Origin of the sequence: Sphingobacterium tenebrionis (genome assembly GCF_037126265.1) — a bacterium.
GTDB classification, from domain to species: domain Bacteria; phylum Bacteroidota; class Bacteroidia; order Sphingobacteriales; family Sphingobacteriaceae; genus Sphingobacterium; species Sphingobacterium tenebrionis.
In genome coordinates, this window is sequence record NZ_JAYLLN010000003.1 from 1 (window position 1) to 25852 (window position 25852).

Here is a 25852-nt window from a genome sequence, read left to right on the forward strand (position 1 = left end):
CATTCGCCATCGCAAAATCTGGAAAGGGCTACATCGCAAAAGCGGCCTAATCAGAATATTATTTGGAGAAAATTTAATTTATTATTTGGATATATACACAGTTCATTGCGAGGAGGTACGACGAAGCAATCTTTGGACTAATCGAAAGATTGCTTCGTTCCTTGCAATGACGAGTGGTCGCTTTGTTCCTACGATGATAATATGTTTTAAATGCCTTTCACAACGCTTCTGAATTATTTTTTTTAATGATTTTTTTGACCGTCAGGTTTTGGCGGAGTGGCTTTGTTCCTTTGGAAAAATAAAGAGGTTGATGCAGAGCATATATTGTATTAAAATCATTGGAATATTGTATTTTACGGGAAACCTTTTTTTATTGTAAAACGGAAAATTTACTTTTGAAGATTTATCAGCCAAACCCTATTAGCAGATCAAATGATTAACAAAAAATTGGATTTATTATTTATTTCTTGGAAGAAAGAGATGGAAAAAAATGGGCATGAAGGATTTTGTTACGATGGCTTAATCTATCGTGGAGGACAGGAGGATGAACTGTGGACATCCGCCTCAAGGAAGATACTCTTTCTACTTAAGGAACAGAATGATAATGATGGAGAAGATGTACGCGAGTGGAGTGGTTCCATTAATGGAAAAAGTCCATACCGAAATTTCTATAATCGCATTTCTGCATGGCTGTATGGCCTTACCCACGCCACGAAAGCAGGCTATCTAAGTGCCTCAGAAGCCTTTGATGCTGGGAATCAAATGAAGGCATTATCAAGCTATTCCTATGCGTATGTTAATCTCAAAAAGCAAACTGGAGGAGCTCAAGCAAATGACAAAGAAATTTTGGCGCATGCTCTGATATATCAGGATTTTTTGAGGGGGCAATTGGATATTCTAGGAGCAAATATTGTGGTTTGCTGTGGAGATGTGGTATTTCAATCAGCTAAAGAGGTAATATATGGCGATTTAGAATTTATACAGGTCAATGATTGGATCTGGCTAAACAAGGAAAGGAATTTAATATTGATCCATAGTTTCCATCCTGCAGCGTTGAATAAATCCAACGAGCAGATGTATGATTGGATGATGGAGAAGTTTATCGAAGTGTTGTAAAAAAATAAAGTAAATGATAATAGATTTAAAATTAGAAAAACCAAAAGAGGATAAAATTATCCCATTGGTAATTGGAGGTATCTTAGGGGTCATAGGTTTATCTGTAGGTTTCGCTTATATTTTAGATAAAATTTTTAATAAACAGAATAAAATAAAACTCTCAGTCTTAGGTATGGAGTCTTCTGGGAAAACGCTTTTTTTACAGCAGCTCAATTCAGCTTTAAAAGGGGGGGTAGCATCAGGTATTTCTGATTACGATGAATTTGTAATTAATCTGGGTAAAGATAAGGATTTACTTGTCCGTGCGGGTAAAGATATCCCCGGCTCTAATGCTTTTGTAAATGAATATGAAAAATTATGTCAGGAAGGCGATGTAATTGTTTATCTATTCGATATCAGCAAATATCTAAATGAAGAAGATTTAGATTATAGACGTCAATGTAATAGCCGTTTGGAACTTATCTATGATTATGGTAGTCAATATCAAAAATTGAAGAATATAACCATCATTGGAAGTCATATAGATGTATGCAACAAATCGGAACGTGAAGCGAAAAAGATATTGTATTCGCAGTTGCAAGACAAAACTTACTTTAAGCTCCTCGAAAATCTGCATTTGGTAAATATTACCGATAAAAGAGTGGTGAAAGGACTAATAAAACCAATTTTTGAAAGATATGCATAGAATTTTAGTGAGCCAAACAGCCAATAACGACGGACAAGGTCTTTACGTCGTTGATGGCGTCTTAGTAAAAGATGCAGATCAAAAATTAGCTGCCCATCGTAAAACCATGGAGGCTAGTAATTGGCGAAAAGTATATCATTCTGAAGAATTCCAGATGCGAAGAAATGGAAATGCCCTTATTATGCAAGCTTATTTTACCAACAGAGATCATGTGGGGCGTAGGATCTTTTTCATCTATTTTCTGGATGACTTTAATTCTACAGATGAATTGATCGAAATCCTAAAAAAGGATGCTAACCAACTCGAACGACAAATCGATGCGGATACCATTTCTATGATAATTTCAAGTATTCAGAAAGACAAAAAATTAATGAAGATAATCACCGCTTTCTTAGCCGCAATTGTATTTGGATTGGCATGTTACTACATTATTAAGAAAATATGAGAAACTTAAATACCCCTGAAGTTATTTTATTTAAGACTGATGAGGCAGCCTTAAATTACCGTTATAAAATTCCGTACGCGTTGGATCCGACAATCAGCGTTAAATCCATTGATTATGAGAACAATTATTTTAGAGAAAATAATTTGGAGGTTGTTGGCGGTTTGCCCAAACTAAACTCTATATATTATAAACATCCCTATGAGCAAAATAAATATGTGTCGGCAGATCAAGGCGAACTCTACTTTTTAAAACAAAAAATGGCGCTCTATCGTATGGTTGGAACCAGGTTGGGGGCAAAGAAAATTAAAACCATTATTTGTTCAAGTCAATATCAGTCACAAAAATTGGATTTAGATAGTAAAGGGTCAGTTAAGATAGTAAGTGGGGAATTAAAGATAAAAAAAGATCGGAATGAGAGTACTGAACAAGTATTAATGGTGGAGAGATCATGTGAAGTTCTGCCAACCTTCGATATTGACAAGAATATAGCCTTCTTAAAGGACTATTTTGATAGAAATAATTTATATCATGAGGTTGATCTGCTGACGTTGATTGAAGGCAGGAATTTTAATGAAACCGGTGTGGTTACAAAATCTGAAAAAAGCAGATCAGAGGTGACGCATGAATTTAACAGTTTGGTAAAAAAAGGATTGGAACTAACCCATCCTGCTTTTAACCTTTCTGCGGATTACCAAAGTTCTGTTCAGACTATTAATAAATTGGTTTTAGAAATTGAGTTTGAATTTTAAATGGAATCGAAATACAAATTCTGCGTCTGGTTGATCGATTCCTTGATGCGAAAGCCTTTAAACTTTTTAGAGATCCAGCAGCGCTGGGAGCAATCCGCTAGTAATGATGAGGGTGCCAAACTTTTTGAGCGAAGTTTCAATCGCTATCGTCGACACGCCGAAAAATTGTTTGAGGTTTTCATCATCTTTGATAAGCGGATTGGAAAATATACTATTGCCAATCTGGATGATCTGAAAGGTAATAAATTGTTAGGTTGGATCTTGTCCAGTTACCGCTTTAGCCATATTGCTTCGGATATCCGAAAAAAACCTTATGTAAAATTAGAGGCAGCCGCCCCTGCATCGGAACTCCTGGATCCCATTTTAGAGGCTATAGAGGAAAAGACCGTATTGAATTTCGATTACAAATCCCATTATAAGGATGTCAAGAAGGTAAATTTCCTCCCGGTATTTGTGAAGTTATGCCAACAACGATGGTACGTGATTGGAATGAACATTAAAACTGGACAAGAAAGGATATATGCCTTGGAAAGAATCCATCATTTATCGAAATATGTGGAGTTTTCGAATCAAAAAAAGAACTATAAACATACGATAAACCCTGATGAATATTTCCATCATAGCTTTGGGGTAATCAACGAGGGTGAACCCCAATTAATTTCGATCAGGGCTTATTGGCCGCAGAATGCTTATCTAAAGGACGTGCCATTACATAGTTCCCAAGAATTATTGCTGGATTCGGAAGATTATTCAGATTTTGAACTTTACCTGCGACCAACCTATGATTTCATTCAGGCGCTATTGGCCCAAAGGGAAAAAGTAGTGGTTTTGGAGCCTTCCTCATTAAAGACTGAGATTAAAGCTGTGATTAAAGCCATGCTCAGGGAGTATGAAGCCTGCTAAATACGCTTTCCATCCACAAATCCGAATAATCCAGATTCACCTACAACAAAGGGCATCAATATTTTGTTATTTTAGCGTTTCATTTAAATAATCGCTTATATCAAAGGCAATTTGTTAAATTAGAATATGGATAAAACGATTCTCATTACCGGCGGTGCAGGCTTTATCGGTTCGCATGTGGTACGGTTGTTTGTGCAGAAATACCCGAATTATCGGATCATCAACCTGGACTCCCTAACCTATGCCGGAAATCTCGAAAACCTTCAAGATATTGAATCTGCGGAAAACTATACGTTCCATAAGGCCGATATCAGAGATAAGGACGCCATGGATGAGGTGTTCAATACCTACCAACCGGATGGGGTAATCCATCTGGCAGCCGAGTCGCATGTGGATCGTTCCATAACCGATCCTTTGGCATTTGTCTATACGAATGTGATCGGAACGGCAAATCTGTTGGAAGCTGCAAAACGTATTTGGGCAGGGAATTATGAAGGTAAAAGATTCCATCATATTTCTACCGATGAGGTATTTGGCGCATTAGGAGAAACTGGATTCTTCACGGAAGAAACCAAATATGATCCCCATTCGCCGTATTCGGCATCTAAGGCTTCATCCGACCATTTTGTTAGGGCTTATCATGATACTTATGGACTGCCTATAGTCATGACCAATTGCTCCAATAATTACGGTCCCAACCATTTCCCGGAGAAATTGATTCCATTATGTATCCTGAATATTCTGAACAACAAACCATTGCCGATCTATGGGGATGGAAAATATACCCGCGATTGGTTGTTCGTGGTGGATCATGCCCGCGCTATCGATCAGGTATTCCATCAGGCGGAGACCGGCACTTCCTATAACGTAGGCGGTTTTAACGAATGGAAAAATATTGATCTGGTTAGGGAACTTTGCAAGCAGATGGATACAAAATTAGGTAGACCCCCCGGAACCTCGGAGAAACTGATTGAATTTGTAAAGGATAGACCAGGTCATGACCTGCGCTATGCCATCGATGCGAATAAAATTAAAGATGAATTGGGCTGGGAACCCAGTGTGACTTTTGAGGAGGGACTTTCTTTGACGATAGATTGGTTCTTGAATAACCAAGAATGGTTGAAGCAGGTTTCCTCTGGAAATTATATGCAATATTATGAGGATCATTATTCGTCGAGGTAGGTGAAATCTCATCCTTGCGGAACTATCTCGTCATTGCGAGAAGGTACGACGAAGCAATCTTTCGATAAGGTGAAGATTGCTTCGTGCCTCGCAATGACGTGGGAATTTAACGATGAGCTGGGAAATTAAAAAATAAAAATGAAAGCTACAGAAACCAAACTTTCCGGATGTTTTATCCTTGAACCTAACGTATTTGGCGACCATCGGGGATATTTCTTCGAGAGCTTTAATAAACAATCCTTCGAAGCCGCCACAGGTGCCGAAGTAAATTTTGTGCAGGACAACCAGTCCTTTTCTTCCAAAGGCGTACTCCGGGGATTACATGCCCAAAAAGGAGAATTTGCCCAAGCAAAATTGGTCAGGGTCCTTCAAGGTGCGGTTTTAGATGTGGCGGTAGATGCCCGTCCGAATTCCCAAACCTTTGGGCAACATGTAGCCGTAGAACTCTCCGCAGAAAATAAAAAACAACTGTTCGTTCCACGTGGATTTTTACATGGATTCATTGTCCTGACCGATACCGCAGAGTTTTTTTACAAATGCGACAACTATTATCATAAGGATGCGGAGTGGGGCGTCAAATACAACGATGAACAATTGAATATCGAATGGCAAATGCCTTCCGAACTATTTAAACTATCAGAAAAGGATGAAATCCTGCCCAGCTTTGCAGAAGCAGTTAATCACATTTAAAGATTCAGTAAATCATTTTAAAGAAATCATAACAATTTCAAGACTTAATTAGCAAGCATGAAGAAAAGGATAGTTGTTACAGGGGCAACAGGTCAATTGGGATCCGAGATTAAAAGTATATGGCCATCTGACAGCGCCTATGAACTGATTTTTCTGGGGAGGGAGGAACTTCCTTTGGATGATGTGGAAATGATCTATGCCCGATTACGTAAATACGATCCTGATGTGATTATCCATGCTGGCGCCTATACGGCTGTTGATCTGGCAGAGTCTGAAACTGATATGGCCGATAGGGTCAATAACCAGGCGAGTCGAGAAATTGCCAAAGTAGCTAAGGAATGTTCGGCCAAACTTCTATATATTTCCACGGATTATGTGTTTCCGGGTGATGTTTCCCTGTCTCTTACCGAAGATCAGGATACGGATCCAATCAACGCGTACGGACTAAGTAAATTGCAAGGTGAACAAGGTATACAGGCCATTCTTCCCGATAGCATCATTATCCGTACCTCTTGGGTATATTCCAGTTTTGGGAAGAATTTTGTGAAAACCATGTTGAACCTCATGGCCAGCAGGAAATCGATCAATGTGGTCAATGACCAGATCGGTTCGCCGACCTATGCTAAGGATCTGGCCAAAGCGATACAACACATTATAAAATCGGATAATTGGCAAGCTGGCATCTACCATTACTCCAATGAAGGAGAAGCATCCTGGTTTGATTTTGCGAACAAGATCAAGGAATTTTCAGGATTGGCATGTGAAGTAATTCCCGTAGATTCGAATGCCTTTCCAACCGTTGCCAAAAGACCAAAATATTCGTTATTGAACAAGGAGAAGATCAAAAAGACGTTTCAGCTGGAAATTCCTCACTGGGAAGTAAGTTTGAAGGAGATGTGGGGGGGATTATAGATGTTAGATGATAGATATTAGACATTTAAAACTTTGATTAAGATAGAAGATATATGAAGGGGATTATATTAGCAGGGGGATCAGGGACGCGTTTGCATCCGCTTACGCAGGTGGTTTCCAAACAATTGTTGCCGGTTTATGATAAACCGATGATTTATTATCCTTTATCAGTATTGATGTTGGCGGGGATTCGGGAGATCCTGATCATCTCTACGCCTCAGGATCTACCCAACTTCCAACGCTTGTTCGGAAATGGGGAACAATTGGGATTGGAGATTTCCTATGCGGAACAGCCCAAACCGGAAGGATTGGCCCAGGCTTTCATTATTGGTGCTGATTTTATCGGGAATGATTCTGTCTGCTTGATCTTGGGAGATAATATCTTTTATGGAGCCGGTCTGCAAACCCAGTTGATGGAAGCGAGAACTAAAGTGGAAGAAGGAAATGACGCGGTTGTTTTTGGGTATTATGTAGAGGATCCAGAGCGTTATGGTGTTGCCGCATTCAATGCAGATGGTCGGGTAACGGATATTGAGGAGAAGCCTCAGCATCCAAAGTCTAATTATGCGGTGGTGGGCTTGTATTTCTATCCGAATTCGGTATTGGAAATTGCTAAGGGGGTGAAACCTTCGGCTAGGGGCGAACTGGAGATCACGACGGTAAACCAAACGTATCTGGAACAGGAGAAGCTTCACCTGCAATTGTTGGGTAGGGGTTTTGCTTGGCTGGATACCGGAACGCATGAGTCTTTGTCCGAAGCAACGGAATTTATTAAGACCATTGAAAAACGGACATCGTTGAAAGTTGCGTGTTTGGAGGAAATTGCTTTGAGCAAGGGGTATATTGATAGGGATAAGCTCAAATCGCAGATCGATGGGATGAAAGGGGTGTATTATGATTATTTGAAGAAAATTGTTCAGATTTGATTTATTTTTCTCGTTTTTGTGAGCGATATTTCCGTCATTGCGAGGAACTCCACCGTCATTGCGTGGAACGAAGCAATCTTTTTCCTTCGTCATTGCGAGAAACGAAGCAAGCATTCGACTAGGATAAAGATTGCTTCGTCGTGCCTCCTCGCAATGACGTAAGTGTGAATACTCCCTTCTAAACGATCTAAACCTCCACCTTCTTCTTTAATCTTTGCTTAGCTTTTTTTACCCCTTCAATAGAAACACCCAATAGATCACTCATGCTTCTATTGTTTAGATCCAGTTTCATTAAAGCAATCAATCTCAGGTCGCTTTCAGAAAGTTTTGGATTTTCCAGCTTTTGCGTTTCCAGGAATTCCGGATATACCTTATCGAACACATGCTTGAATTTCAGCCATCGTTCATCCGTCATAATGTGGGATTCCAACATGCTACTTAGGTTTTCGGAAATCTCCAAAGCCAATTTCGGATCATGGGTTTCCTTCTCTTGGATCTCTTTCCTTAAGTGCTGTATAGTTTGGTCGTTATGCCGAATGGTATCCGTAAATTCCTGTAGGGAATTTTTGAGTACCGAAAGCTCCTGATCCAGTAGCTGTTTCTCAAATTTCAGGGCCAACTGTTCTTTTTCCAGTTCTGTGCTCCGGATCTGTATCCTGGTCTTCGATCGGTTGATCAATAACAGCACAATGATAAATCCCAGGATCAATAACACCCCGACATACTGATAGTTCTGTTTGATCTGTTGCCTTTTTGCTTCTGCCTGTTTATTGGCCTGTTCATAACGTTCGATTTCCCATTGCCAATAGATCTTCTGCATAGCCTCATTATTGCTTCTGGCCTCTAAAGAGTCTTTCAGCACTAAATATTTTTTTAACTGTGCCAGTTCCAGGTCTTTTTGACCTTTCCCAGCAGCAATATCCGCCAATATTTTTGCAGCATCCCGCTTGAAAACTAAAAAATAGGGTTTATCAGCCATTAATGCCGTACTTTCTGCGATATGCTTTTCAGCTAGATCCCATTTTTTCTGATGGGCATACATTCGGGCAACCTCCAGGTTGGCGCGCATGGCATCCAACACCTCATTATATTTCAAGGAGAGTTCGATATTCTGTTTGACCAAAGCAATGGCCTGGTCTTCATTCCCTTTTTCCCATTCATAGTCTGCTAGATTCCCTGCGATAATACCCATCCATACCGAATCTTTGGCCACGGTGGCAATCTCCAAAGCCTGCTTATAAAAAGGATAAGCCTTGTCGAATAAGGCTGCTTTTTTATAATAAACACCTATGGCATTGGTCATATCGATCTTCTGGCGGCTATGTTCTTCGGTGTAAGGTAATGCAGTTTTGAGAAAGGAAATGGCTTTTTCCTGATCGCCGATGTAGGAATAGAAACTAGCGATAAAGTTATAATGTTCCGGAAGGAGGGGAACTTTCTCTGTATCTACCTCTGCCTCGAGATCAGCTGCCAATAAAAAATATGGAAACGCATCCTTCACTTCACGATAAGTATACAAATAATATCCCTGTCTGATATTGCCTATCATCCTTAGCTCGGGGAGATTTTCTCTTTCTATCAATTCCGATGCTAATTTATAATAGGCATTGCTTCGCGGATTTACCTGATCAAAGGCAATGGAAAAACCATCCGCCATCAGCATGTAATAGGCCCACTTTAGTGGGATGCTCCGTTCCTGATTGGCCAATTCCAATAAGGGGTGCAAATTCTTGATCAGGCCAACTGTATCTTTCTGAAAATCGACCTTCATCTTTAGGGCAAGTTCCAATTGTTCTCTTTGGTTCTTTTGCGTTTTGATGTTGGTAATTTCCTGGGCAGACAAATGCACTATACTACAAAGTACAACAAAATAGGTTAAAACTAATTTGGTTAATGTGGTTTGCATTGCCCTTAAATTTCGATAAAAAATTGTTAAAATAACGAGTAAGAGATAGATGTTTTTTCATTATTGATAGCAGGCGTGCTTTTTTTTGATTGGGTAGTGGCAGGGTAGTGGGTGATTTTCGTATAGTTTTTAGGTATTGTTTTTATGGTAATCGGTTGTTTTTCAATAAAAAAGAGTTTTTGTCCACCTTTTGTCCACCCCCGCTTGTTTTGAATATAGGTAGATGTCATGCTAACTTTGTTGCCGAACTATTTTTTTGAACTAATCAATCTAATTATGTATTATTTGTTATTCACGCTGGTCATTATTGTAGCTATAGCGAGTTTTTATTTCATCCGCAAACGGAAGGTTTCCAATTTTCAAGAACATGCAGAGATGCAGGTCCGGGTTCTATTGGACCGTAATAATGTGGATTATGTGAAGCAGTATGGTTGTGTACTCTTCCAATTGAATATTTTGGATGATCAGCTTAAGGAAGTGGTCATCACGGAGCTAAGAACTACCAACCGGAATTTTCTGATCAATAACTTTGAGAAATTGAATTTTTTTATCTCCCCATCGCATAAAGGGGAATCAGCGATGAGATCAGTTGGCTTTTCCATATATAATAATTATCTGAAGAATTACAAGCCGAAGAAGGAGGGATTGATTGTGAAGGGATATATCAAAGATTTGAAGAATATGAAAAGAGCTTTTATGGTGACATCGTATTTTAAGATGGAACCTTTGGGAAAGGAGATTGAACAGGAGACTTTTAATGGAAGGGCATCGTCATTGGCAATTTGATTTTTTTCTGAATTTCGGGGTTCTATCTGACATAGTAAGGAGGTTTTCCCCTGGTACCTCCTCGCTATGGATTGAATGTTCGACCATGACTATTTGCCTTCCATCAGCAAGTGCCAAATAAGTACGATGAATTAAAATGTAAGGAACTTTTAGCACTTCCCCTCACTTACTTGCGTTTACAACCCGAGGATCATGGAAGTCAGATGGGGCCAGATATAATCACCAACATTAATAAAATGTTAAGTTTTCTTGTTTACTCATCAAAATTTGGTTTATAAAAAATCAATGAGTACTTTTGTTGCTCACAATACTAACATGCTTGATACGATCATCACGTCCAAGACCAGGCTTAAGTTGCTGATTAAGTTTTTTGTGAGTTCCACTAACAAGGGATACCTTCGTGGGATAGCAGAAGAGTTCAATGAGTCGACCAATGCCATCCGGAAGGAGCTGAACCAGCTTTCTGATGCCGGATATTTGTCCAGGACCTCTGAAAACAACCGAATCTACTACCAGGCCAACACCCAACATCCCTTATTCCAATCCTTACAGAATCTAGTCCGTACCTATCTGGGTATTGATCAGGCCGTGGATTATGTTCTGGAACGCGCGGGTGATGTGGAAACGGTATCCCTATTGGGCGATTACGCCAAGGGGGTGGATTCTGGAACGATCGAGCTGATGGTATTGGGCGATGAGCTGGACAAGGCATACTTATTGCAGTTGAGTGCCAAACTGGAGAAACTTCTGGATAAGGAGATCAAGCTCTATTTCGAGCGGCCTGAGGAAGTTCTTCAGCAGATCATTTTGTACCAGGGTGAAGATTAGGAATATTTTTTACACTCCAACAGAAAAAGGAATTTATATTCAATGGAAATAAAGAAAATAACATGTATTGGCGCAGGCTATGTTGGGGGACCGACCATGTCTGTGATCGCCCAGAAGAACCCCGATATCCAGGTAACGGTTGTGGATCTGAATGCACAGCGTATTGCCGATTGGAACCAGGATGACCTGAGCCAATTGCCGGTCTACGAACCGGGATTGGACGCGGTAGTTGCTGAAGCGCGCGGAAGAAACCTTTTCTTCTCTACGGAGGTGGAAAAGGCGATCCAGGAAGCCGACATGATCTTTATTTCAGTGAATACACCAACCAAAACTTACGGTAAAGGCAAAGGACAAGCGGCAGATCTGAAGTTCATCGAACTTTGTGCACGTCAGATTGCAGATGTTTCTACCAGCTCGAAGATAATCGTGGAGAAATCTACCATTCCGGTCCGTACGGCGGCAACCATCAAGAATATCCTGGACCATACCGGAAAGGGCGTGCAATTCCAAGTCTTATCCAATCCGGAATTCCTTGCCGAAGGTACGGCGATACGGGATCTTCACCATCCGGACCGCATACTGATCGGTGGAGAAAATCCAGAGGCTATCCAGGCCTTGAAGAAGATCTATGAAGCCTGGGTACCATCGGAAAGGATCATTACGACCAATCTTTGGTCATCGGAATTGTCCAAATTGGTGGCCAATGCGTTTTTGGCACAACGGGTATCCTCGATCAACTCGATCTCGGAGCTTTGCGAGGCAACTGGGGCCAATGTGGATGAGGTGGCGAATGCCATCGGACAGGATTCCAGGATAGGATCCAAATTTTTAAAGGCCTCTGTGGGCTTTGGGGGGTCCTGTTTTCAAAAAGACTTATTAAATTTAGTATATATTGCCCGTTCTTATAATCTGCATGCAGTGGCGGATTATTGGGATCAGGTCATCAAGATCAATGATCACCAGAAGACGCGGTTTGCGGAAAAGATCATCCAAACGATGTACAATACGGTAAATGGCAAGAAAATTGCTTTCTTGGGATGGGCATTCAAGAAGGATACGAATGATACGCGGGAATCGGCAGCGATCTATGTAGCGGACCATTTGTTGGAGGAGCAGGCACAGATTGCAGTGTATGACCCAAAGGTACAGGATGTGCAGATTTACAAAGATTTAGACTATTTAGCGACAAGAAGCCTGGAAGAGAACAAATCCCTCTTACAGGTTAAAACTAACCCTTATGATGCAGCAGCAGGCGCGCATGGCCTGGCGATATTAACCGAATGGGATGAATTCAGAGATCTCGATTGGGGTAAGATCAAGACACAAATGAAGAAACCGGCCTTTATTTTCGACGGTAGGAAGCTATTGGATGGAAAGAAACTGACGGAGATGGGATTTGTGTATTATGCAATTGGTGAGTAACAGGAACAATATTATACCCTAGTTATTTTTCTTATGGAAAAAACAGAAAAGAAAATCAAGAAAAAATCTTTAAAAGATTATAATCCAGGTCCTAGAGTAGGAATTACTTTCAGTACGTTCGATCTATTGCATGCGGGACATATCATGATGTTGGCAGAAGCAAAACGTCAATGTGATTACCTGATCTGTGGATTGCAGATGGATCCGACATTGGATAGACCAGAAAAGAATGCGCCAACCCAAACGGTTGTAGAGCGTTATATTCAATTGAGGGGCTGTATCTATGTAGATGAGATTGTTCCATACTCTACGGAACAGGATCTGGAGGATATTCTGAAATCTTTTAAGCTGGATGTTAGGATTGTGGGTGATGAATATAAGGATAGGGATTTTACAGGACGTAAGTATTGTGAGGATAAAGGAATTGAACTTTACTTCAATAGCAGGGACCATCGCTTTTCTTCTTCGGGATTGAGAAAGATCGTAGCGGAGAAGGAAAATTTGAAAAACGGGAAATAAGAACATCTACACTAACAATTGGATCTACCAATGAATAACAAAAGGGATAAAATAGCGATACTGGGATTGGGTTATGTGGGATTACCACTAGCCTTGGAATTCGCTAGAAAATATCCTGTAGTTGGTTTTGATATCAACGAAAGCCGTGTAGAACAATTGAAGTCTGGTATAGATGAAACCTTTGAGGTCGATCTGCATGAAGAATCAGCTCTATTTGGTTATAATGAAGAAGGAAATGGTATTTTGTTCAGTTCCGAACTTTCAGATATTACTGATGCCAATATATATATCGTTACAGTTCCTACACCCATTAATTCCTTTAATGTTCCGAATTTAAAACCTTTATTGTCGGCTAGTAAAATGATAGCTGAAAGGTTAAAAAAAGGTGATTTGGTTATTTATGAGTCTACGGTTTATCCAGGTTGTACGGAAGAGGATTGTATTCCTGTGTTGGAGAGGATATCAAAATTGAAATTCAATCAGGATTTCTTTGTCGGTTATTCTCCAGAACGGATCAATCCCGGTGATAAGGTGAACACCTTAGTGAACATTAAAAAGGTTACCTCGGGTTCTGATGAAGAAACGGCTGAAAGAGTGGATAAACTTTATGCTTCAATCATTAAAGCAGGAACCTTTAAGGCTGCTTCGATTCAAGTTGCAGAGGCAGCGAAGGCCATTGAGAATGCACAGAGGGATGTGAATATCTCTTTTGTTAATGAGTTGGCCTTGATTTTTGATCGATTAGGGATAGATACTCAGGATGTGTTGGATGCGGCGTCTACAAAATTTAATTTTCTGCCTTTCAAGCCAGGTTTGGTTGGTGGGCATTGTATTTCCGTAGATCCTTTTTATTTAGCGCATAAAGCGGCTCAATTAGGATATCAGCCCAATGTGATTCTATCTGGAAGAAGGGTTAATGAGCGTATGGCAAATTTTGTGGCATCTAAGGTAGTGAAGCTAATGATTGCCAAAGATATTGCCATTAAGGGATCAAGAGTATTGATTTTAGGAATAACTTTTAAAGAAAATTGTCCGGATATCAGGAATTCTAAAGTTGTTGAGATATATAAAGAACTCGAGGATTATGGCGTTAAGGTAGAAGTATTTGATCCTTGGGCTAATCCTGAGCAGGTTTTAGCAGAATATGATATTGATTTGTTGAAGAATTTGATAGTAATTGAAGGTATAAAGGAAAGATCCCGAAATGGGATTACTGCACAACCAATCAATCAAGTAGAATATTTTAATGGCAATTTAATTGAAATAGAAGTAGCGGAAGGGACAGGGAAATATGATGCAGTAATTTTAACCGTTGCGCATCAAGAATTTAATGAAATGGATATCCGAAGTTTGGTTAAGGAAAATAGTGTTGTTTTTGATACTAAGGGTATTTTGGATAGAAATATAGTAGACGCAAGGTTATAATTGATTTTAATTGAAGATATGAAAAAAAATCTTATCGTGTTTGGTACACGACCAGAAGCTATTAAAATGGCACCATTAGTAAAAGCTTTTCAAAATCAAAATGATTTTGAAACCAAGGTTTGTGTAACAGCCCAACACCGTGAAATGCTAGATCAGGTTCTGGATTTTTTCCAAATCAAACCGGATTATGATTTAGATTTAATGAAACCGAATCAAAATCTCTATACATTAACAGCAGCAATTATAACTGAATTAAAGCCAATTTTAGAGGAATATCAGCCTGATTATGTATATGTTCATGGTGATACAACAACAACAATGGCTAGTAGCATTGCTGCATTTTATTCGGGTGCTCAAATTTGTCATGTTGAAGCAGGACTTAGAACACATAATAAAAGGTCTCCTTTTCCAGAAGAAATGAATAGGCAAGTTGCTGGGCGTATATGTGATTTTCATTTTGCACCTACAGAAGCCTCAAAAACTAATTTACTAATTGAAAACATTAAAGAACAGGATATCCTCGTAACTGGAAATACCGTCATAGATGCTTTATTTGATAGTTCTGAACGTGTTAAGGATTTGGAAAATGAGGAAATAGAGAAACTGAAAGGAATATTTGATCCGGCTAAAAAATTAATTTTGGTTACAGGTCATAGAAGAGAAAATCATGGTCAAGGATTTATCAATATTTGTGAGGCTTTAAAAGAAATTGCTCAAAAAAATAGTGATGTCCAAATTATTTATCCGGTACATTTGAATCCAAATGTTAAGAAACCTGTATATGAAATTCTTTCTTCTGTTGATAATATACAATTGATTGATCCTTTAGCTTATCCTGCATTTGTTTGGTTAATGAATCAGTCTTATTTAATAATTACAGATTCTGGTGGTGTGCAAGAGGAAGCTCCAAGTTTAGGAAAGCCAGTTTTGGTTATGAGAGATACTACAGAGCGTCCAGAGGCAGTAGAGGCAGGAACAGTAATTCTTGTTGGAACAAATAAGGACTTAATAGTGTCAGAGGCCCAGGATTTGCTGTTAAACAGGGATAGGTATCGGAAAATGTCTGAATTACACAACCCTTATGGTGATGGGTTAGCTTGCAATAGGATAGTAGAATTCATTTCTAATTTATAAAATGAAATCAGAAATCACTTCAAAAAATGGAATATTAAAGGAGACTTTGATTTATTCTATTGGTAGTTTTGGGTCAAAAATTTTTTCATTTCTATTAATTCCATTTTATACTTTCTTTTTAACAAAAAAAGAAATAGGTGATTTTGATTTATTATTTACTTCGATTACTCTATTTGTACCATTAGTTTCACTACAAATGTCTGATGCTGTTTATAGATGGCTAATAGAGGATCATGAAACTGATAAAAGGAAGACTATAATTATTTCGAATGGATTTTTTGGTTTAATAATAGCATTTACAATCTTTCTGTTATTTTTTGTTTTTTACACATGGAAATATCCTTTTCGATATAGTCTTTATTTTATAATATTATTATTTCTGAATTCCTTATTACCCATTCTTCAAAATATTTTGCGAGGCTTAGGTGATACAAAAAAATTTGCTTTTAATGGGGTAATTACTTCCATTCTATTAGTGATATTTAATATTATTTTTATTTATGTTTTAAAATTAAAACTTGATGGAATTCTACTCGCTAACATAATTGCGTTTTCAATAGCAATTATTTTGATTTATTTTCAGTTAAGATTATATAAGTATATAAAATTATCTTTTTTTGATCGATTAGTTCTCATAGATTTTTGTAAATATACACTTCCATTGATTCCTAATTTAATGAGTTGGTGGTTAATTAGTTCTGCTAGCAAATTTATTATTCTGCATTACCTAGGTACAGAAGCAAATGGAATATATGCTATAACTTCAAGGTTTCCCTCAATTTTAATTATTATTAATTCAGTATTAATTTTACCAATTCAAGATTCTTTTTTAAAAAAGGATTCAAAAAATTCTGAATTAAATTTTATTATAAAACATTTCATTAAGTTGGAATTTTCATTGATATTAATGTTAATCGTCACTGCTCCATTTTATATGAGGATTATAGTAAGCAAAGAGTTTTATGAATCTTGGCCTTATATGCCTTTTTTATATTTAGGTGTGGGTTTTAATACTTTAGGGGCACTATTTGGATTAATTTACCAAAAGAATAAAGCTACTAAACAGATTACTGTTTCAACTATGATAGGAGCTTCTATATCAATAATTTTTTCAATCCTTTTTGTTCGGCAATATCAATTAATGGCAATTTCTGTTGCATTTTTGTTAGGGTATATAATTATGACGATGATAAGATTTATAGATTTGAAAAAATATTTTAATGATTCTAGAATATTAATTGAATTATTGATGTTTTTATCTTTATGTATGATAGCTTTCTTTATATCATATTATTCTACTAATGTTGTAAGGCTTTTTATTATATTAATATCGGGCATTATTTCCATTTATTTAAATATGAATTTCATTCGAATATTATTAAAAAAAATAAATATTAACATATAAATTTTATATTAAAAATCAAGGATACGCGTATAGATGTGTATGTATTTTGTTACAATCGTAGGGTGATGCAATAATTTAACATTTTGATAATAATATTTAATAGTTGTAGAAAATAATTATTATGGTCAGAATTTAATTAAATAATTAAAATTGATTAATAAATCTTTTATTTGATAGCTATTCGATTACAAATAAAAAAACTTTAAAAAAGTAAAAAATTGATAAATGAGTTTTTAATATAGTTTTGTTTCTCAACACTAATTATTTATAAATTCTTTATCAAAATTCAAATGAAACTAAAACAATTACAAATTATACTATCTTTTTTAGTGCTATTACAGTATTCTTGTTCCAAAAAACCAGAATTACTTGTTGTTCCACCCAAAGTTGTGGATACACTCACAGTGCGGAAAATTGATACAACAACTAGGTTTGATGTTGTTATTTATGGTGCAACCATGGCTGGTATTATTGCAGCAAAAGAAGTTCAAAGTTCTGGCAAAACAGTAGTTATTATTAATCCAATGCCTAAAGCATTAGGTGGCATGACCACAAATGGCTTAGGGATTACTGACGTTATTAATACTAATATTTTAGGGGGGTTAACTAGAAAATTTTATCAGGATATTCAAAAATATTATTCAAATCCAGCGACTTGGGTCTTTAGTAAAATTTCTGATTATGCTAGATATAATTATAATGGAGATGTAATGATTTGGTTTGAACCCAAAGCGGCTCAATATGTTATCAATAAATATATTGTGGAAAACAAAATTCAAATATTATATGATGAAAGGTTAAATTTAAGCAAAAAAATTGTAAAAGACGTTTCAGGAAGAATTAACTATCTTGAAATGGAATCCGGGCTTCGAATTAAAGGCCATTATTTCATTGATGCAACTTATGAAGGAGATGTAATGGCAAAGGCTGGTGTTTCATATATAATTGGAAGAGAAAGTAATTCTGTTTATGGAGAAACAGCAAACGGTATTCAAAGAATGTGGGCTAAAGATAGAAATGAGTTGCCTGATGGAATTACTGGTCTACCTGGGGAGGTGTATGCTCCTATAGGTTCGCATGGATCTGGAGATAAAAAAATTCAAGCTTATTGTTTTAGAATGTGCCTGACTAATTTACCTGAGAACAGAATTCCTTTTCCTAAACCTATAAATTACAATGAAAATGATTATGCTATATTATTTGAATATGTAAAATCATATGAGGGTTTTCTTTTTTGTGATTTTATGCCACTTCCAAATAGGAAAACTGACTCTAATAATTTAGGTCCATTCTCCACAGATTTTGTTGGAGCAAATTATGATTATCCCGATGGGAATTATGAAAAAAGGAGAGAAATAATAGAAAAACATAAAACTTATCAAATGGGTTTAATGTGGACATTAGCAAATCATCCTAAAATTCCAGAAAGAATTCGTAATTATTATAAGGAATGGGGTTTGCCTAAAGATGAATTTACGGATAATAATAATTGGCCAAATCAACTTTATATTAGGGAAGGTAGAAGAATGATAAGTGACTATGTAATGACCGAAAAAAACTGTAGTGGTAAACTGTTGTCCACAGAGGGGATTGCACTTGGTGATTATCCTATGGATTCGCACATTGTATCCAGATATAAAGATGCAAATGGTTTTATTAAAAATGAAGGGCAGGTCATGGCAGGAGTACCAAAGCCATATCCAATTGATTATAAGGCAATAGTTCCCAAAAAAATAGAATGCTCTAATTTATTTGTTCCTATTTGTTTATCTGCTAGTCATATTGCATATGGATCAATTAGGATGGAGCCCGTATTCATGTCTTTAGCTCAAGCATCAGCTGTTTCTGCGGTATTGGCTCTTGAATCAAAAATAGCAGTGCAGGATGTAAAATATGAAAACTTAATGCCCGAATTGGTAAAAAGAGGGTTGGTTATAAAATAAATTAAATGAGTGATTTAAATTTCAATGTAATTGGCGCGTATGGTGAAACAAATTATGGGGATGATTTGTTAATGCATGTTTTTGAGAATTATTTTATTAAGGAATTTCCAAAATCTAAATTAAATTTTGAAGGTGAAAGAGCAAATTATCCTAAAAAACTTCTTAAAAAAGGAACTTACAATAAAGCTCAAAATACTGATTGGTTAATTTTTGGTGGTGGGACACAATTCTTTGCATTTCATTCACAAAATAATCTAAGTTTCATCGAAAAGGTTAAAATTGGAATCAAAAATCCTCAAATAGTAATTAACAAGTTAAAGCCCAAAAGGAAAGCTAGTAAACATATAGCTTTCCTTGGATTTGGCTTGGGGCCATTTAATGATAATTTTAATGCTATTAATAATGCGAAAAAAGCAGTCAGTGCCGCTAATTTTGTTGCTGTTCGGGATTTTGTTTCTTGGGAATATTGTAGAGAATGGGGAATTGATGCAGTATTAGGTGCAGATGTTGTTTTCTCATCTTATTTCAGTTTGCCAGAAAATTCAGATCGTAATTCTAAAAAGAAGAATAAAAAGCATGGTTATATTGTTCGAGATTGGGATTATGAAGGCACTGGGCAAGCCTATATTAAACAGCTCAATGATTATTTATTAACGACGTCTAATGATGATAAAGTTATTATTTTAGCCCCTTTAAAAGATAAAAATTGGATTAAGGCTATTCCTCAGGAAAAACTATTAATATGGGATCCTAATAAGTTTACAATAGAGCAGTTTCTTGAAAAGTTAGATGAATTTGATGGTTTTATCAGTGCAAGATATCATGGTGCTATAATAGCGGCATTGCTAAACAAGCCTGTTATTTGTATTGAAATTGAACCTAAACTTAGAATATTAGCTGATCAAATAAAGGAATTTCAATTATGGGAAAAACCCTTTGTTGTTGAAAAGTTAAAAAAAATGGTGGATAGTTTTGATTATTCGATTGATTATTCGGCTTCTTTAATGGAAAGAAAAAGGTTGGCAGACTCTATGTTGGCTAATTTTAAATTAGAATTATATGCAAAATAGGATTTATTTTTATTTACCTCCAGGAACTATTAACGATGCTACTAATTATTATTGTAATTTACTTGAGAATGGATTTTCAAAAGCAGGATTTGAAGTTTTACGCGTAAGTAATAGTAAAGTTGTTCCAAAATTTTCTACAGTATTAACCATACGTTCCGGTGATCAAATTGATTTTTTATTTAAAAAATGTAAATTTCTAAATTGGTTTCAAGGTATTGGTCCAGAAGAATATCGTTTATTACATAAAGGTGAAAAAAAGGCATATGTTATTAGTAGAGTTCTTGAATTTTTTGAAAATAGAGGTCTGAAAAAATCAAAGGTATGCTTCTTTGTTTCTGATAAAATGAAAGAGCATTATGAAAGTAAATATAAATTAGACCTGAATGAAAAGGCTATTATTATACCGTGTTATAACATTCCATTAAACGAATCTTATTTTAATAATGAACTAAAACACGAATTAAAGTTTGTGTATGCTGGTGGTATTTTTGCCTGGCAATGTATTGATGAGACTTTGTTGATATTTAAAGAAATAGTAAATTTAAGAAAAGACGCAACGCTCACTTTATTAACGGGCGATAAAGAGAAAGCGTTAGATTTAATTCACAAATTTGATGTGCCCAACGTTAATATTGATTATGTTAAACTCAACGATCTCCAACATGAGCTTTCAAAATATACTTATGGATTCCTGATTCGAAAAGATGACCCAATTAACAACGTTTCAACTCCTACAAAAATGAATTCTTATATGGCAGCGGGAATTATACCTATATACACACCAGTAATTTCTGCTTTCGAAAAAAATATTGATATGAATAATTTTAATTTAAAGTTTTCTTTAGATCAAAGTTATAAAACTATTGCTGAATCCATTATACGTTTTCATGATTCTGGCTTTAATAAATTAGAAATGTATCAGGAATATAAAAGAATATTTGAACATTTTTATAATGATGAAAAATATGTAAATAATATTGTCCAATATATTGCAGATAAAAATGGAACAATTTGATTTAATATATAATCTAATTTATTCAGCCTTATGTATCATAATCTTAATTGCAGCATCTTCCACCGATTTTAAAGGGACTCAATTTAGTTATTCAACAGGCAAACGTACTATTTTAATTTTTCTAACAATTTATCTTTTATTATTCGGTTTAAGAGATATTGAAGTTGGAACAGATACTAAGTCTTATGTATTAATGTGGGATATTCATAAAGGGTTCACATTAGATAAAGAGTTTTTCACTAGTGCTTTAATTAGCATTCTTAAATATTTTGGATTTGGGTATGGGGTATTTCTTTTTAGCTATACCTTATTTTTGGTAATTCCATTATATTTTTCTATTATATATATTTCTAAAAGATTTGACGTAAATCCTTTATTTATATTGTTTGTCTTCACAAGTTTGTTTTTTTTTAAAAGTATAGGTATAAATATTATTAGACAAGGGGTTTCATTAGCATTAATTTTAGTTTTTATTTGTCAGTTTAATTTTAATAAGTGGTATGCACTTTCATTAAAAACTATTATAATTGGTGCATTGGCTTTTATTATACATAATACGGCGGTAATTAGTTTACTTGCAATTTTTGTTGTTTCTGTTTTAAAGAACTTAAATTTCAGATATTATATTTTAATATATTTTTTATCTATAGTTTTATCAAGATTAGAATTTGGTATACACCAAATATTACCTAATATTAAAGATTTTGATGAACGACGAGTTGAATCATATGTAGAGAATTTAGGTGATATTTTTGTTGTAGGTTTTAAACCTCAATTTGTTGTTTTTAATACAGTTTTTTTATTTATTTTTTTATTTATACGGAAAAAAATTGGAAAGATACCACAATACGAATTTATCTTCAAATATTATCTTTTAATCAGTGTTTTATTCTTTTTTTCTTTTCAGATGTCATACTCTGATAGATGGGGTATTATGAGTTGGATAGTTATCCCTTTCTTAATTGCCCCTATATATTCAAAACTTATAAATATTCGAACAATTAAAACGAGTATGAGCTTCTTTTTTATTATAGTTTATATTTTCTTCTCTTTCTATTCATAATTTCATGACTAATTTGAAAAATCCTAAAGTTTCTATTGCAATACCATTTTACAATGCTGAGAAATATCTTTCATTAGCAATTGATTCTGTAATTTATCAATCTTATATTAATTGGGAACTGTTATTAATCGATGATGGTTCAAATGATTCTTCCGTCGTAATTGCTAAGAATTATGAAAAAGTTGACAATAGAATTCGATTATATAGCGATGGATTAAATAAAAATTTGGGATATCGTTTGAATCAGATTCCTGACCTTGTTCATGGTGAATTTTTATGCCGTATGGATGCTGATGATATTATGCACCCAAATAAAATTGAAAAGCAAGTTGATTTTCTTATTAAAAATCCAACTGTCGATGTTTTAGGAACTAATGCATATTCGATCGACGAGAATGGGAATGTTCAAGGGATTAGAGCTAACACTGATGTTTTAATAATAGATAATGTTAGAGGTTTTATTCATCCAACTATTATGGCTAAAACAAGTTGGTTCAAAAACAACCCTTATGATGTAGATGCCGTTAGAATTGAAGATGCTGAACTTTGGTTAAGAACTGCTAGAAAAAGTAATTTTAAAGTGTTAGGAACCCCATTGTTCTTTTATCGTGAATTTGGTACTCATTATTATAAAAAATACCTTAAGGGAATTCCTTCATTGTGGTATTTGTTGAAAAAGCATAAAATGGGCCTGAGTTTTGTTATGTTTAGCTTAAAGTACCTTATAAGTACATTAAAAATATATTTATATTTTATTTTTGGAAAAGAACATCGCCTGATAAAAAAACGCAATCAGAAGATTATTGAAAATGAAATAAATTGGAGGAATTATGTTTAATAAAAAAATAATATTTTGTTTAGTTGGACCTATTTTTTTATTTGTTAATTTGACTTATGGTCAATATAGAAATATAACAATCTCTCAATCGGTAATTAATAAATATTATACGAATGCTGTGACGATCCCCAATATTGTAGGGATGAAAAATATTACAAATTATCTTCCAAAAGGATTTAAAACTGATGGATCAGTAGATTATACTCCATTTTTACAAAAAGGCATCAATGAAAACAAGATTGTGGTAATGCCAAATTTTCCAGTTCTCATCAATAATAAAGGTTTAAAAATCCCTTCAAACAGAAAAATTTATTTTCAAAGAAATTCTAAAGTGATCTTTTCTGGTCCAGCATTAGGTAAGTTTTATGATATAATTATTCTCGATGGAGTATCTAATGTTGGTTTATATAATGCTAATATTGTTGGAAGTAGAAATATTCCAAAAAAACAGCATGGAGAATGGAGTTCTGGAATATCTATTAAAGATTCTTATAACATTACTATCAAAAATGCTAAAATTTCAGATACATTTGGTGACGGAATTTTCATTGGATCAGAAACTGGGAGAAAAAGTTCGAATATTTTAATTCAAAATGTATGGATTAATAAAGCGCGTAGAAATGGGGTGTCAATCACATCTGTAAGTGGACTAAATTTAGAAAATATTCTGGTAACAAATACAAATGGCACTTCACCTGAAACTGGAATTCATATTGAACCATCTTTGCCTTCAGAGGTGCTGAAATCCATTAGTATTAATGGTATTTTAAGTTATAATAATAAAAACGGAGGATTTGGAATAAATTTAAGTCTACTTAATGGTGCGCCTAATACTAAATCTAATTTAGTGGATATATCCGCAAGTAATTTTAAAGATTATGGTTCCACTAATTTCATTGGCTTTACGTTTAATCCAGAAGGTAAATCTAATGCTGTTGTTGGAAAAGTAAACTTGAGAAACTTTGAAGGAAATGGAACAAAGAAATATAAAGTTTGGTATGATCCAAACCATTCAAACGTAAGTATCACTTCTGATGAAATTTTTAGCAATGATTCAAAAGGGAATAGAATAAAAATTGATTTAACTAAAAAAAGAACTCAATAAAAAGATTTTAATGAACAAAATTATTAGAGTTTCAACTGTTCCTGAATCACTATATGCATTACTTAAAGGACAGCTAAAATATTTGTCAGAAAGTTTTGAAGTAGTTGGGGTATCGTCTTCTGGTGAATATTTGGAATTGACTTCAGAAAGGGAAAACATCCCAGTTATTGCTGTTGATATGGAGCGAAGAATAAATCCAATTAAAGATATAAGATCCTTAATTAATTTATATAAGATATTTAAGAGAGAGAAACCTTATATAGTACATTCCATAACGCCGAAAGCAGGTTTACTTTCCATGATAGCAGCTAAATTTGCGGGAGTTCCAATTCGAATACATACATTTACAGGAGTTGTTTTCCCTTCTAAAACCGGATTGTTTCAAAAAATATTGATATTAATGGATCGGATTCTTTGCGCTTCAGCCACTCATATTTATCCTGAAGGAAATGGAGTAAGAAAAGATTTGATTAATTTTAATATCACTAAAAAACCTTTAAAAATCATTGCGAATGGTAATGTAAATGGAATAGATTTAAATTTTTTTGATCCAAAACTATATACTTCAAGCGCCAATATGCAATTAAAAGAGGAGCTAGGGATTAAGGAAAATGATTTTGTTTTTATTTTTGTAGGACGTCTAGTTCGAGATAAAGGAATTGAAGAATTAATAATGGCCTTTAAAGAAATAAATGTTGTCAATGCTAAGCTTATTCTTGTTGGACCATACGAAAATAAAATTGATCCACTTTCACATCTAACATTAAAAGAAATTAAAAACAACCAAAATATAATTGAAGTAGGATTTCAAAAAGATGTAAGACCATATTTTGCTATTGCCGATGCGTTAGTGTTCCCAAGTTATCGAGAAGGCTTTCCAAATGTGGTCTTACAAGCTGGTGCAATGGGAATTCCAAGTATAGTAACTGATATCAACGGGAGTAACGAAATAATTGAAAATGGTATAAATGGTATTATTGTTCCCCTCAAAGATGTTGATAAGTTAAAAAAAAATATGACGCTAATATTAGACGATGTAAATTTTTATAAAAAGTTAAAGAATAAGTCAAGGTCAATGATTGAAGAAAAATATCAACAGGAACTTGTTTGGCAAACTTTATTAAAAGAATATATTGAATTGATTAACTCTCAACAGAATAAATATTCATAAAATGTATAAGAATATATTTAAAAGGATGATAGATTTATCAATTTCAGCAATTGCTCTATTTTTATTTACTCCTATTTTTTTAATTATTTTAATTTGGTTAGCTATTGCAAATAATGGCAAACCCTTTTTCTTTCAAACTCGGCCTGGTTTAAATGGTAATCTTTTTAAAATTATTAAATTCAAAACGATGAATGATAAAAGAGATAGTCAAGGCAATTTACTTCCAGATAGTGAAAGAATGACTCGTATCGGAAATTTAGTAAGGAAAACATCCTTAGATGAGTTACCACAGTTAATTAATGTAATAAAAGGGGATATGGCCTTGGTAGGGCCAAGACCTCTTTTACCTCAATATATTCCCCTTTATTCTGAAGTGCAAAGGAGAAGACATGATGTTCGCCCAGGAATTACAGGTTGGGCTCAAGTAAACGGAAGAAATGCAATTAACTGGACGCGTAAATTTGAATTAGATGTTTGGTATGTTGAAAATCTCTCATTCAGATTAGACATAAAAATAATCTTATTAACAATAAAAAAGGTTTTTATTAGAGAGGGAATATCGGCGGATGGTCATGCGACTACTGATGGCTTTAATGGATATAATTAATTAATAC

General features: G+C 35.0%; 26 protein-coding genes. 24 read left to right on the forward strand and 2 right to left on the reverse strand.

Annotated elements, in window-relative coordinates; genetic code table 11:
- Nucleotides 1-432: 432 nt before the first annotated feature.
- The 9 genes from VJ786_RS01985 (at nucleotide 433) to rfbA (ending at nucleotide 7608) form a co-directional block, all read left to right on the forward strand.
- Nucleotides 433-1116, forward strand: a complete 684-nt coding sequence (locus VJ786_RS01985) for a hypothetical protein (protein WP_336557112.1) — start codon at nucleotides 433-435, stop codon at nucleotides 1114-1116.
- Between the two features lie 13 nt (nucleotides 1117-1129).
- Complete coding sequence (locus VJ786_RS01990; RefSeq protein ID WP_336557113.1) at nucleotides 1130-1801, forward strand: hypothetical protein; 672 nt, start codon at nucleotides 1130-1132, stop codon at nucleotides 1799-1801.
- A complete protein-coding gene (locus VJ786_RS01995; RefSeq protein WP_336557114.1) occupies nucleotides 1794-2246 on the forward strand; it encodes a hypothetical protein in 453 nt (150 codons plus the stop codon). The genes VJ786_RS01990 and VJ786_RS01995 overlap by 8 nt, the downstream gene beginning before the upstream one ends.
- On the forward strand, nucleotides 2243-2995 hold the full coding sequence (locus VJ786_RS02000) for a hypothetical protein (protein WP_336557115.1): 753 nt from the start codon (nucleotides 2243-2245) through the stop codon (nucleotides 2993-2995). The genes VJ786_RS01995 and VJ786_RS02000 overlap by 4 nt, the downstream gene beginning before the upstream one ends.
- Nucleotides 2996-3898: a WYL domain-containing protein gene (locus VJ786_RS02005; protein WP_336557116.1), complete on the forward strand. Its 903-nt coding sequence runs from the start codon at nucleotides 2996-2998 to the stop codon at nucleotides 3896-3898.
- A gap of 126 nt (nucleotides 3899-4024) precedes the next feature.
- Complete coding sequence (gene rfbB, locus VJ786_RS02010; RefSeq protein WP_336557117.1) at nucleotides 4025-5080, forward strand: dTDP-glucose 4,6-dehydratase; 1056 nt, start codon at nucleotides 4025-4027, stop codon at nucleotides 5078-5080.
- 138 nt (nucleotides 5081-5218) lie between these two features.
- Entirely contained in the window at nucleotides 5219-5770 is a 552-nt protein-coding gene (gene rfbC, locus VJ786_RS02015) for a dTDP-4-dehydrorhamnose 3,5-epimerase (RefSeq protein ID WP_336557118.1), read from the forward strand.
- A gap of 57 nt (nucleotides 5771-5827) precedes the next feature.
- Nucleotides 5828-6682 (forward strand): dTDP-4-dehydrorhamnose reductase, encoded by an 855-nt coding sequence (rfbD, locus tag VJ786_RS02020; protein ID WP_336557119.1) that lies wholly within the window; start codon nucleotides 5828-5830, stop codon nucleotides 6680-6682.
- Nucleotides 6683-6735: 53 nt separating this feature from the next.
- Nucleotides 6736-7608 (forward strand): glucose-1-phosphate thymidylyltransferase RfbA, encoded by an 873-nt coding sequence (rfbA, locus tag VJ786_RS02025; protein WP_336557120.1) that lies wholly within the window; start codon nucleotides 6736-6738, stop codon nucleotides 7606-7608.
- A gap of 187 nt (nucleotides 7609-7795) precedes the next feature.
- On the opposite strand, the gene VJ786_RS02030 is transcribed toward rfbA, so the two are convergent.
- Nucleotides 7796-9514, reverse strand: coding sequence for a tetratricopeptide repeat protein (locus tag VJ786_RS02030; RefSeq protein ID WP_336557121.1), 1719 nt, complete (start codon nucleotides 9512-9514; stop codon nucleotides 7796-7798).
- Nucleotides 9515-9540: 26 nt separating this feature from the next.
- Nucleotides 9541-9744, reverse strand: coding sequence for a hypothetical protein (locus VJ786_RS02035; RefSeq protein WP_336557123.1), 204 nt, complete (start codon nucleotides 9742-9744; stop codon nucleotides 9541-9543).
- Nucleotides 9745-9790: 46 nt separating this feature from the next.
- Between VJ786_RS02035 and VJ786_RS02040 the strand changes: the two genes are divergently transcribed.
- The 15 genes from VJ786_RS02040 to VJ786_RS02110 all read left to right on the forward strand — a co-directional run bounded on the left by VJ786_RS02040 (nucleotide 9791) and on the right by VJ786_RS02110 (nucleotide 25845).
- Nucleotides 9791-10300, forward strand: coding sequence for a hypothetical protein (locus tag VJ786_RS02040; protein WP_336557124.1), 510 nt, complete (start codon nucleotides 9791-9793; stop codon nucleotides 10298-10300).
- Between the two features lie 315 nt (nucleotides 10301-10615).
- Nucleotides 10616-11128: a winged helix-turn-helix domain-containing protein gene (locus tag VJ786_RS02045; protein WP_134778205.1), complete on the forward strand. Its 513-nt coding sequence runs from the start codon at nucleotides 10616-10618 to the stop codon at nucleotides 11126-11128.
- A 42-nt stretch (nucleotides 11129-11170) separates the two neighbouring features.
- Nucleotides 11171-12550: a nucleotide sugar dehydrogenase gene (locus VJ786_RS02050; RefSeq protein WP_336557125.1), complete on the forward strand. Its 1380-nt coding sequence runs from the start codon at nucleotides 11171-11173 to the stop codon at nucleotides 12548-12550.
- Between the two features lie 33 nt (nucleotides 12551-12583).
- Nucleotides 12584-13069, forward strand: a complete 486-nt coding sequence (locus tag VJ786_RS02055) for an adenylyltransferase/cytidyltransferase family protein (protein WP_336557126.1) — start codon at nucleotides 12584-12586, stop codon at nucleotides 13067-13069.
- A gap of 30 nt (nucleotides 13070-13099) precedes the next feature.
- Nucleotides 13100-14494, forward strand: a complete 1395-nt coding sequence (locus VJ786_RS02060) for a nucleotide sugar dehydrogenase (protein WP_336557127.1) — start codon at nucleotides 13100-13102, stop codon at nucleotides 14492-14494.
- A gap of 18 nt (nucleotides 14495-14512) precedes the next feature.
- Nucleotides 14513-15628: a non-hydrolyzing UDP-N-acetylglucosamine 2-epimerase gene (gene wecB, locus VJ786_RS02065; protein WP_336557128.1), complete on the forward strand. Its 1116-nt coding sequence runs from the start codon at nucleotides 14513-14515 to the stop codon at nucleotides 15626-15628.
- 1 nt (nucleotide 15629) lies between these two features.
- Nucleotides 15630-17033: a lipopolysaccharide biosynthesis protein gene (locus tag VJ786_RS02070; RefSeq protein ID WP_336557129.1), complete on the forward strand. Its 1404-nt coding sequence runs from the start codon at nucleotides 15630-15632 to the stop codon at nucleotides 17031-17033.
- Between the two features lie 290 nt (nucleotides 17034-17323).
- Nucleotides 17324-18976 carry an FAD-dependent oxidoreductase gene (locus VJ786_RS02075; protein WP_336557130.1) on the forward strand — a complete coding sequence of 551 codons (1653 nt, stop codon included), beginning with the start codon at nucleotides 17324-17326 and terminating at the stop codon, nucleotides 18974-18976.
- Nucleotides 18977-18981: 5 nt separating this feature from the next.
- A complete protein-coding gene (locus VJ786_RS02080; protein ID WP_336557131.1) occupies nucleotides 18982-20046 on the forward strand; it encodes a polysaccharide pyruvyl transferase family protein in 1065 nt (354 codons plus the stop codon).
- Nucleotides 20036-21061: a glycosyltransferase family protein gene (locus tag VJ786_RS02085; RefSeq protein WP_336557132.1), complete on the forward strand. Its 1026-nt coding sequence runs from the start codon at nucleotides 20036-20038 to the stop codon at nucleotides 21059-21061. The genes VJ786_RS02080 and VJ786_RS02085 overlap by 11 nt, the downstream gene beginning before the upstream one ends.
- A complete protein-coding gene (locus tag VJ786_RS02090; protein ID WP_336557133.1) occupies nucleotides 21048-22124 on the forward strand; it encodes an EpsG family protein in 1077 nt (358 codons plus the stop codon). The genes VJ786_RS02085 and VJ786_RS02090 overlap by 14 nt, the downstream gene beginning before the upstream one ends.
- A gap of 4 nt (nucleotides 22125-22128) precedes the next feature.
- Complete coding sequence (locus VJ786_RS02095) at nucleotides 22129-22962, forward strand: glycosyltransferase family 2 protein (protein WP_336557134.1); 834 nt, start codon at nucleotides 22129-22131, stop codon at nucleotides 22960-22962.
- Complete coding sequence (locus VJ786_RS02100; protein WP_336557135.1) at nucleotides 22955-24067, forward strand: right-handed parallel beta-helix repeat-containing protein; 1113 nt, start codon at nucleotides 22955-22957, stop codon at nucleotides 24065-24067. Before VJ786_RS02095 ends, VJ786_RS02100 begins: the two co-directional genes overlap by 8 nt.
- Before the next feature lie 10 nt (nucleotides 24068-24077).
- Nucleotides 24078-25238, forward strand: coding sequence for a glycosyltransferase family 4 protein (locus tag VJ786_RS02105; RefSeq protein ID WP_336557136.1), 1161 nt, complete (start codon nucleotides 24078-24080; stop codon nucleotides 25236-25238).
- Nucleotide 25239: 1 nt separating this feature from the next.
- Nucleotides 25240-25845, forward strand: coding sequence for a sugar transferase (locus VJ786_RS02110; RefSeq protein WP_496196875.1), 606 nt, complete (start codon nucleotides 25240-25242; stop codon nucleotides 25843-25845).
- Nucleotides 25846-25852: the final 7 nt, after the last annotated feature.

What these genes read in the sequence shown, in the direction of transcription:
- VJ786_RS02060 (WP_336557127.1), top strand. Translation starts at nt 13,100, where the DNA reads ATGAATAACAAAAGGGATAAAATAGCGATACTGGGATTGGGTTATGTG.
- rfbC (WP_336557118.1), top strand. Translation starts at nt 5,219, where the DNA reads ATGAAAGCTACAGAAACCAAACTTTCCGGATGTTTTATCCTTGAACCT.
- VJ786_RS02095 (WP_336557134.1), top strand. Translation starts at nt 22,129, where the DNA reads ATGACTAATTTGAAAAATCCTAAAGTTTCTATTGCAATACCATTTTAC.
- VJ786_RS01995 (WP_336557114.1), top strand. Translation starts at nt 1,794, where the DNA reads ATGCATAGAATTTTAGTGAGCCAAACAGCCAATAACGACGGACAAGGT.
- VJ786_RS02110 (WP_496196875.1), top strand. Translation starts at nt 25,240, where the DNA reads ATGTATAAGAATATATTTAAAAGGATGATAGATTTATCAATTTCAGCA.
- VJ786_RS02075 (WP_336557130.1), top strand. Translation starts at nt 17,324, where the DNA reads ATGAAACTAAAACAATTACAAATTATACTATCTTTTTTAGTGCTATTA.
- VJ786_RS02030 (WP_336557121.1), bottom strand. Translation starts at nt 9,514, where the DNA reads ATGCAAACCACATTAACCAAATTAGTTTTAACCTATTTTGTTGTACTT.
- VJ786_RS02045 (WP_134778205.1), top strand. Translation starts at nt 10,616, where the DNA reads ATGCTTGATACGATCATCACGTCCAAGACCAGGCTTAAGTTGCTGATT.
- wecB (WP_336557128.1), top strand. Translation starts at nt 14,513, where the DNA reads ATGAAAAAAAATCTTATCGTGTTTGGTACACGACCAGAAGCTATTAAA.
- rfbA (WP_336557120.1), top strand. Translation starts at nt 6,736, where the DNA reads ATGAAGGGGATTATATTAGCAGGGGGATCAGGGACGCGTTTGCATCCG.
- VJ786_RS02080 (WP_336557131.1), top strand. Translation starts at nt 18,982, where the DNA reads ATGAGTGATTTAAATTTCAATGTAATTGGCGCGTATGGTGAAACAAAT.
- VJ786_RS02090 (WP_336557133.1), top strand. Translation starts at nt 21,048, where the DNA reads ATGGAACAATTTGATTTAATATATAATCTAATTTATTCAGCCTTATGT.
- VJ786_RS02035 (WP_336557123.1), bottom strand. Translation starts at nt 9,744, where the DNA reads ATGACATCTACCTATATTCAAAACAAGCGGGGGTGGACAAAAGGTGGA.
- rfbD (WP_336557119.1), top strand. Translation starts at nt 5,828, where the DNA reads ATGAAGAAAAGGATAGTTGTTACAGGGGCAACAGGTCAATTGGGATCC.
- VJ786_RS02050 (WP_336557125.1), top strand. Translation starts at nt 11,171, where the DNA reads ATGGAAATAAAGAAAATAACATGTATTGGCGCAGGCTATGTTGGGGGA.
- VJ786_RS02005 (WP_336557116.1), top strand. Translation starts at nt 2,996, where the DNA reads ATGGAATCGAAATACAAATTCTGCGTCTGGTTGATCGATTCCTTGATG.
- VJ786_RS01985 (WP_336557112.1), top strand. Translation starts at nt 433, where the DNA reads ATGATTAACAAAAAATTGGATTTATTATTTATTTCTTGGAAGAAAGAG.
- VJ786_RS02100 (WP_336557135.1), top strand. Translation starts at nt 22,955, where the DNA reads ATGTTTAATAAAAAAATAATATTTTGTTTAGTTGGACCTATTTTTTTA.
- VJ786_RS02040 (WP_336557124.1), top strand. Translation starts at nt 9,791, where the DNA reads ATGTATTATTTGTTATTCACGCTGGTCATTATTGTAGCTATAGCGAGT.
- VJ786_RS02085 (WP_336557132.1), top strand. Translation starts at nt 20,036, where the DNA reads ATGCAAAATAGGATTTATTTTTATTTACCTCCAGGAACTATTAACGAT.
- rfbB (WP_336557117.1), top strand. Translation starts at nt 4,025, where the DNA reads ATGGATAAAACGATTCTCATTACCGGCGGTGCAGGCTTTATCGGTTCG.
- VJ786_RS01990 (WP_336557113.1), top strand. Translation starts at nt 1,130, where the DNA reads ATGATAATAGATTTAAAATTAGAAAAACCAAAAGAGGATAAAATTATC.
- VJ786_RS02070 (WP_336557129.1), top strand. Translation starts at nt 15,630, where the DNA reads ATGAAATCAGAAATCACTTCAAAAAATGGAATATTAAAGGAGACTTTG.
- VJ786_RS02055 (WP_336557126.1), top strand. Translation starts at nt 12,584, where the DNA reads ATGGAAAAAACAGAAAAGAAAATCAAGAAAAAATCTTTAAAAGATTAT.
- VJ786_RS02105 (WP_336557136.1), top strand. Translation starts at nt 24,078, where the DNA reads ATGAACAAAATTATTAGAGTTTCAACTGTTCCTGAATCACTATATGCA.
- VJ786_RS02000 (WP_336557115.1), top strand. Translation starts at nt 2,243, where the DNA reads ATGAGAAACTTAAATACCCCTGAAGTTATTTTATTTAAGACTGATGAG.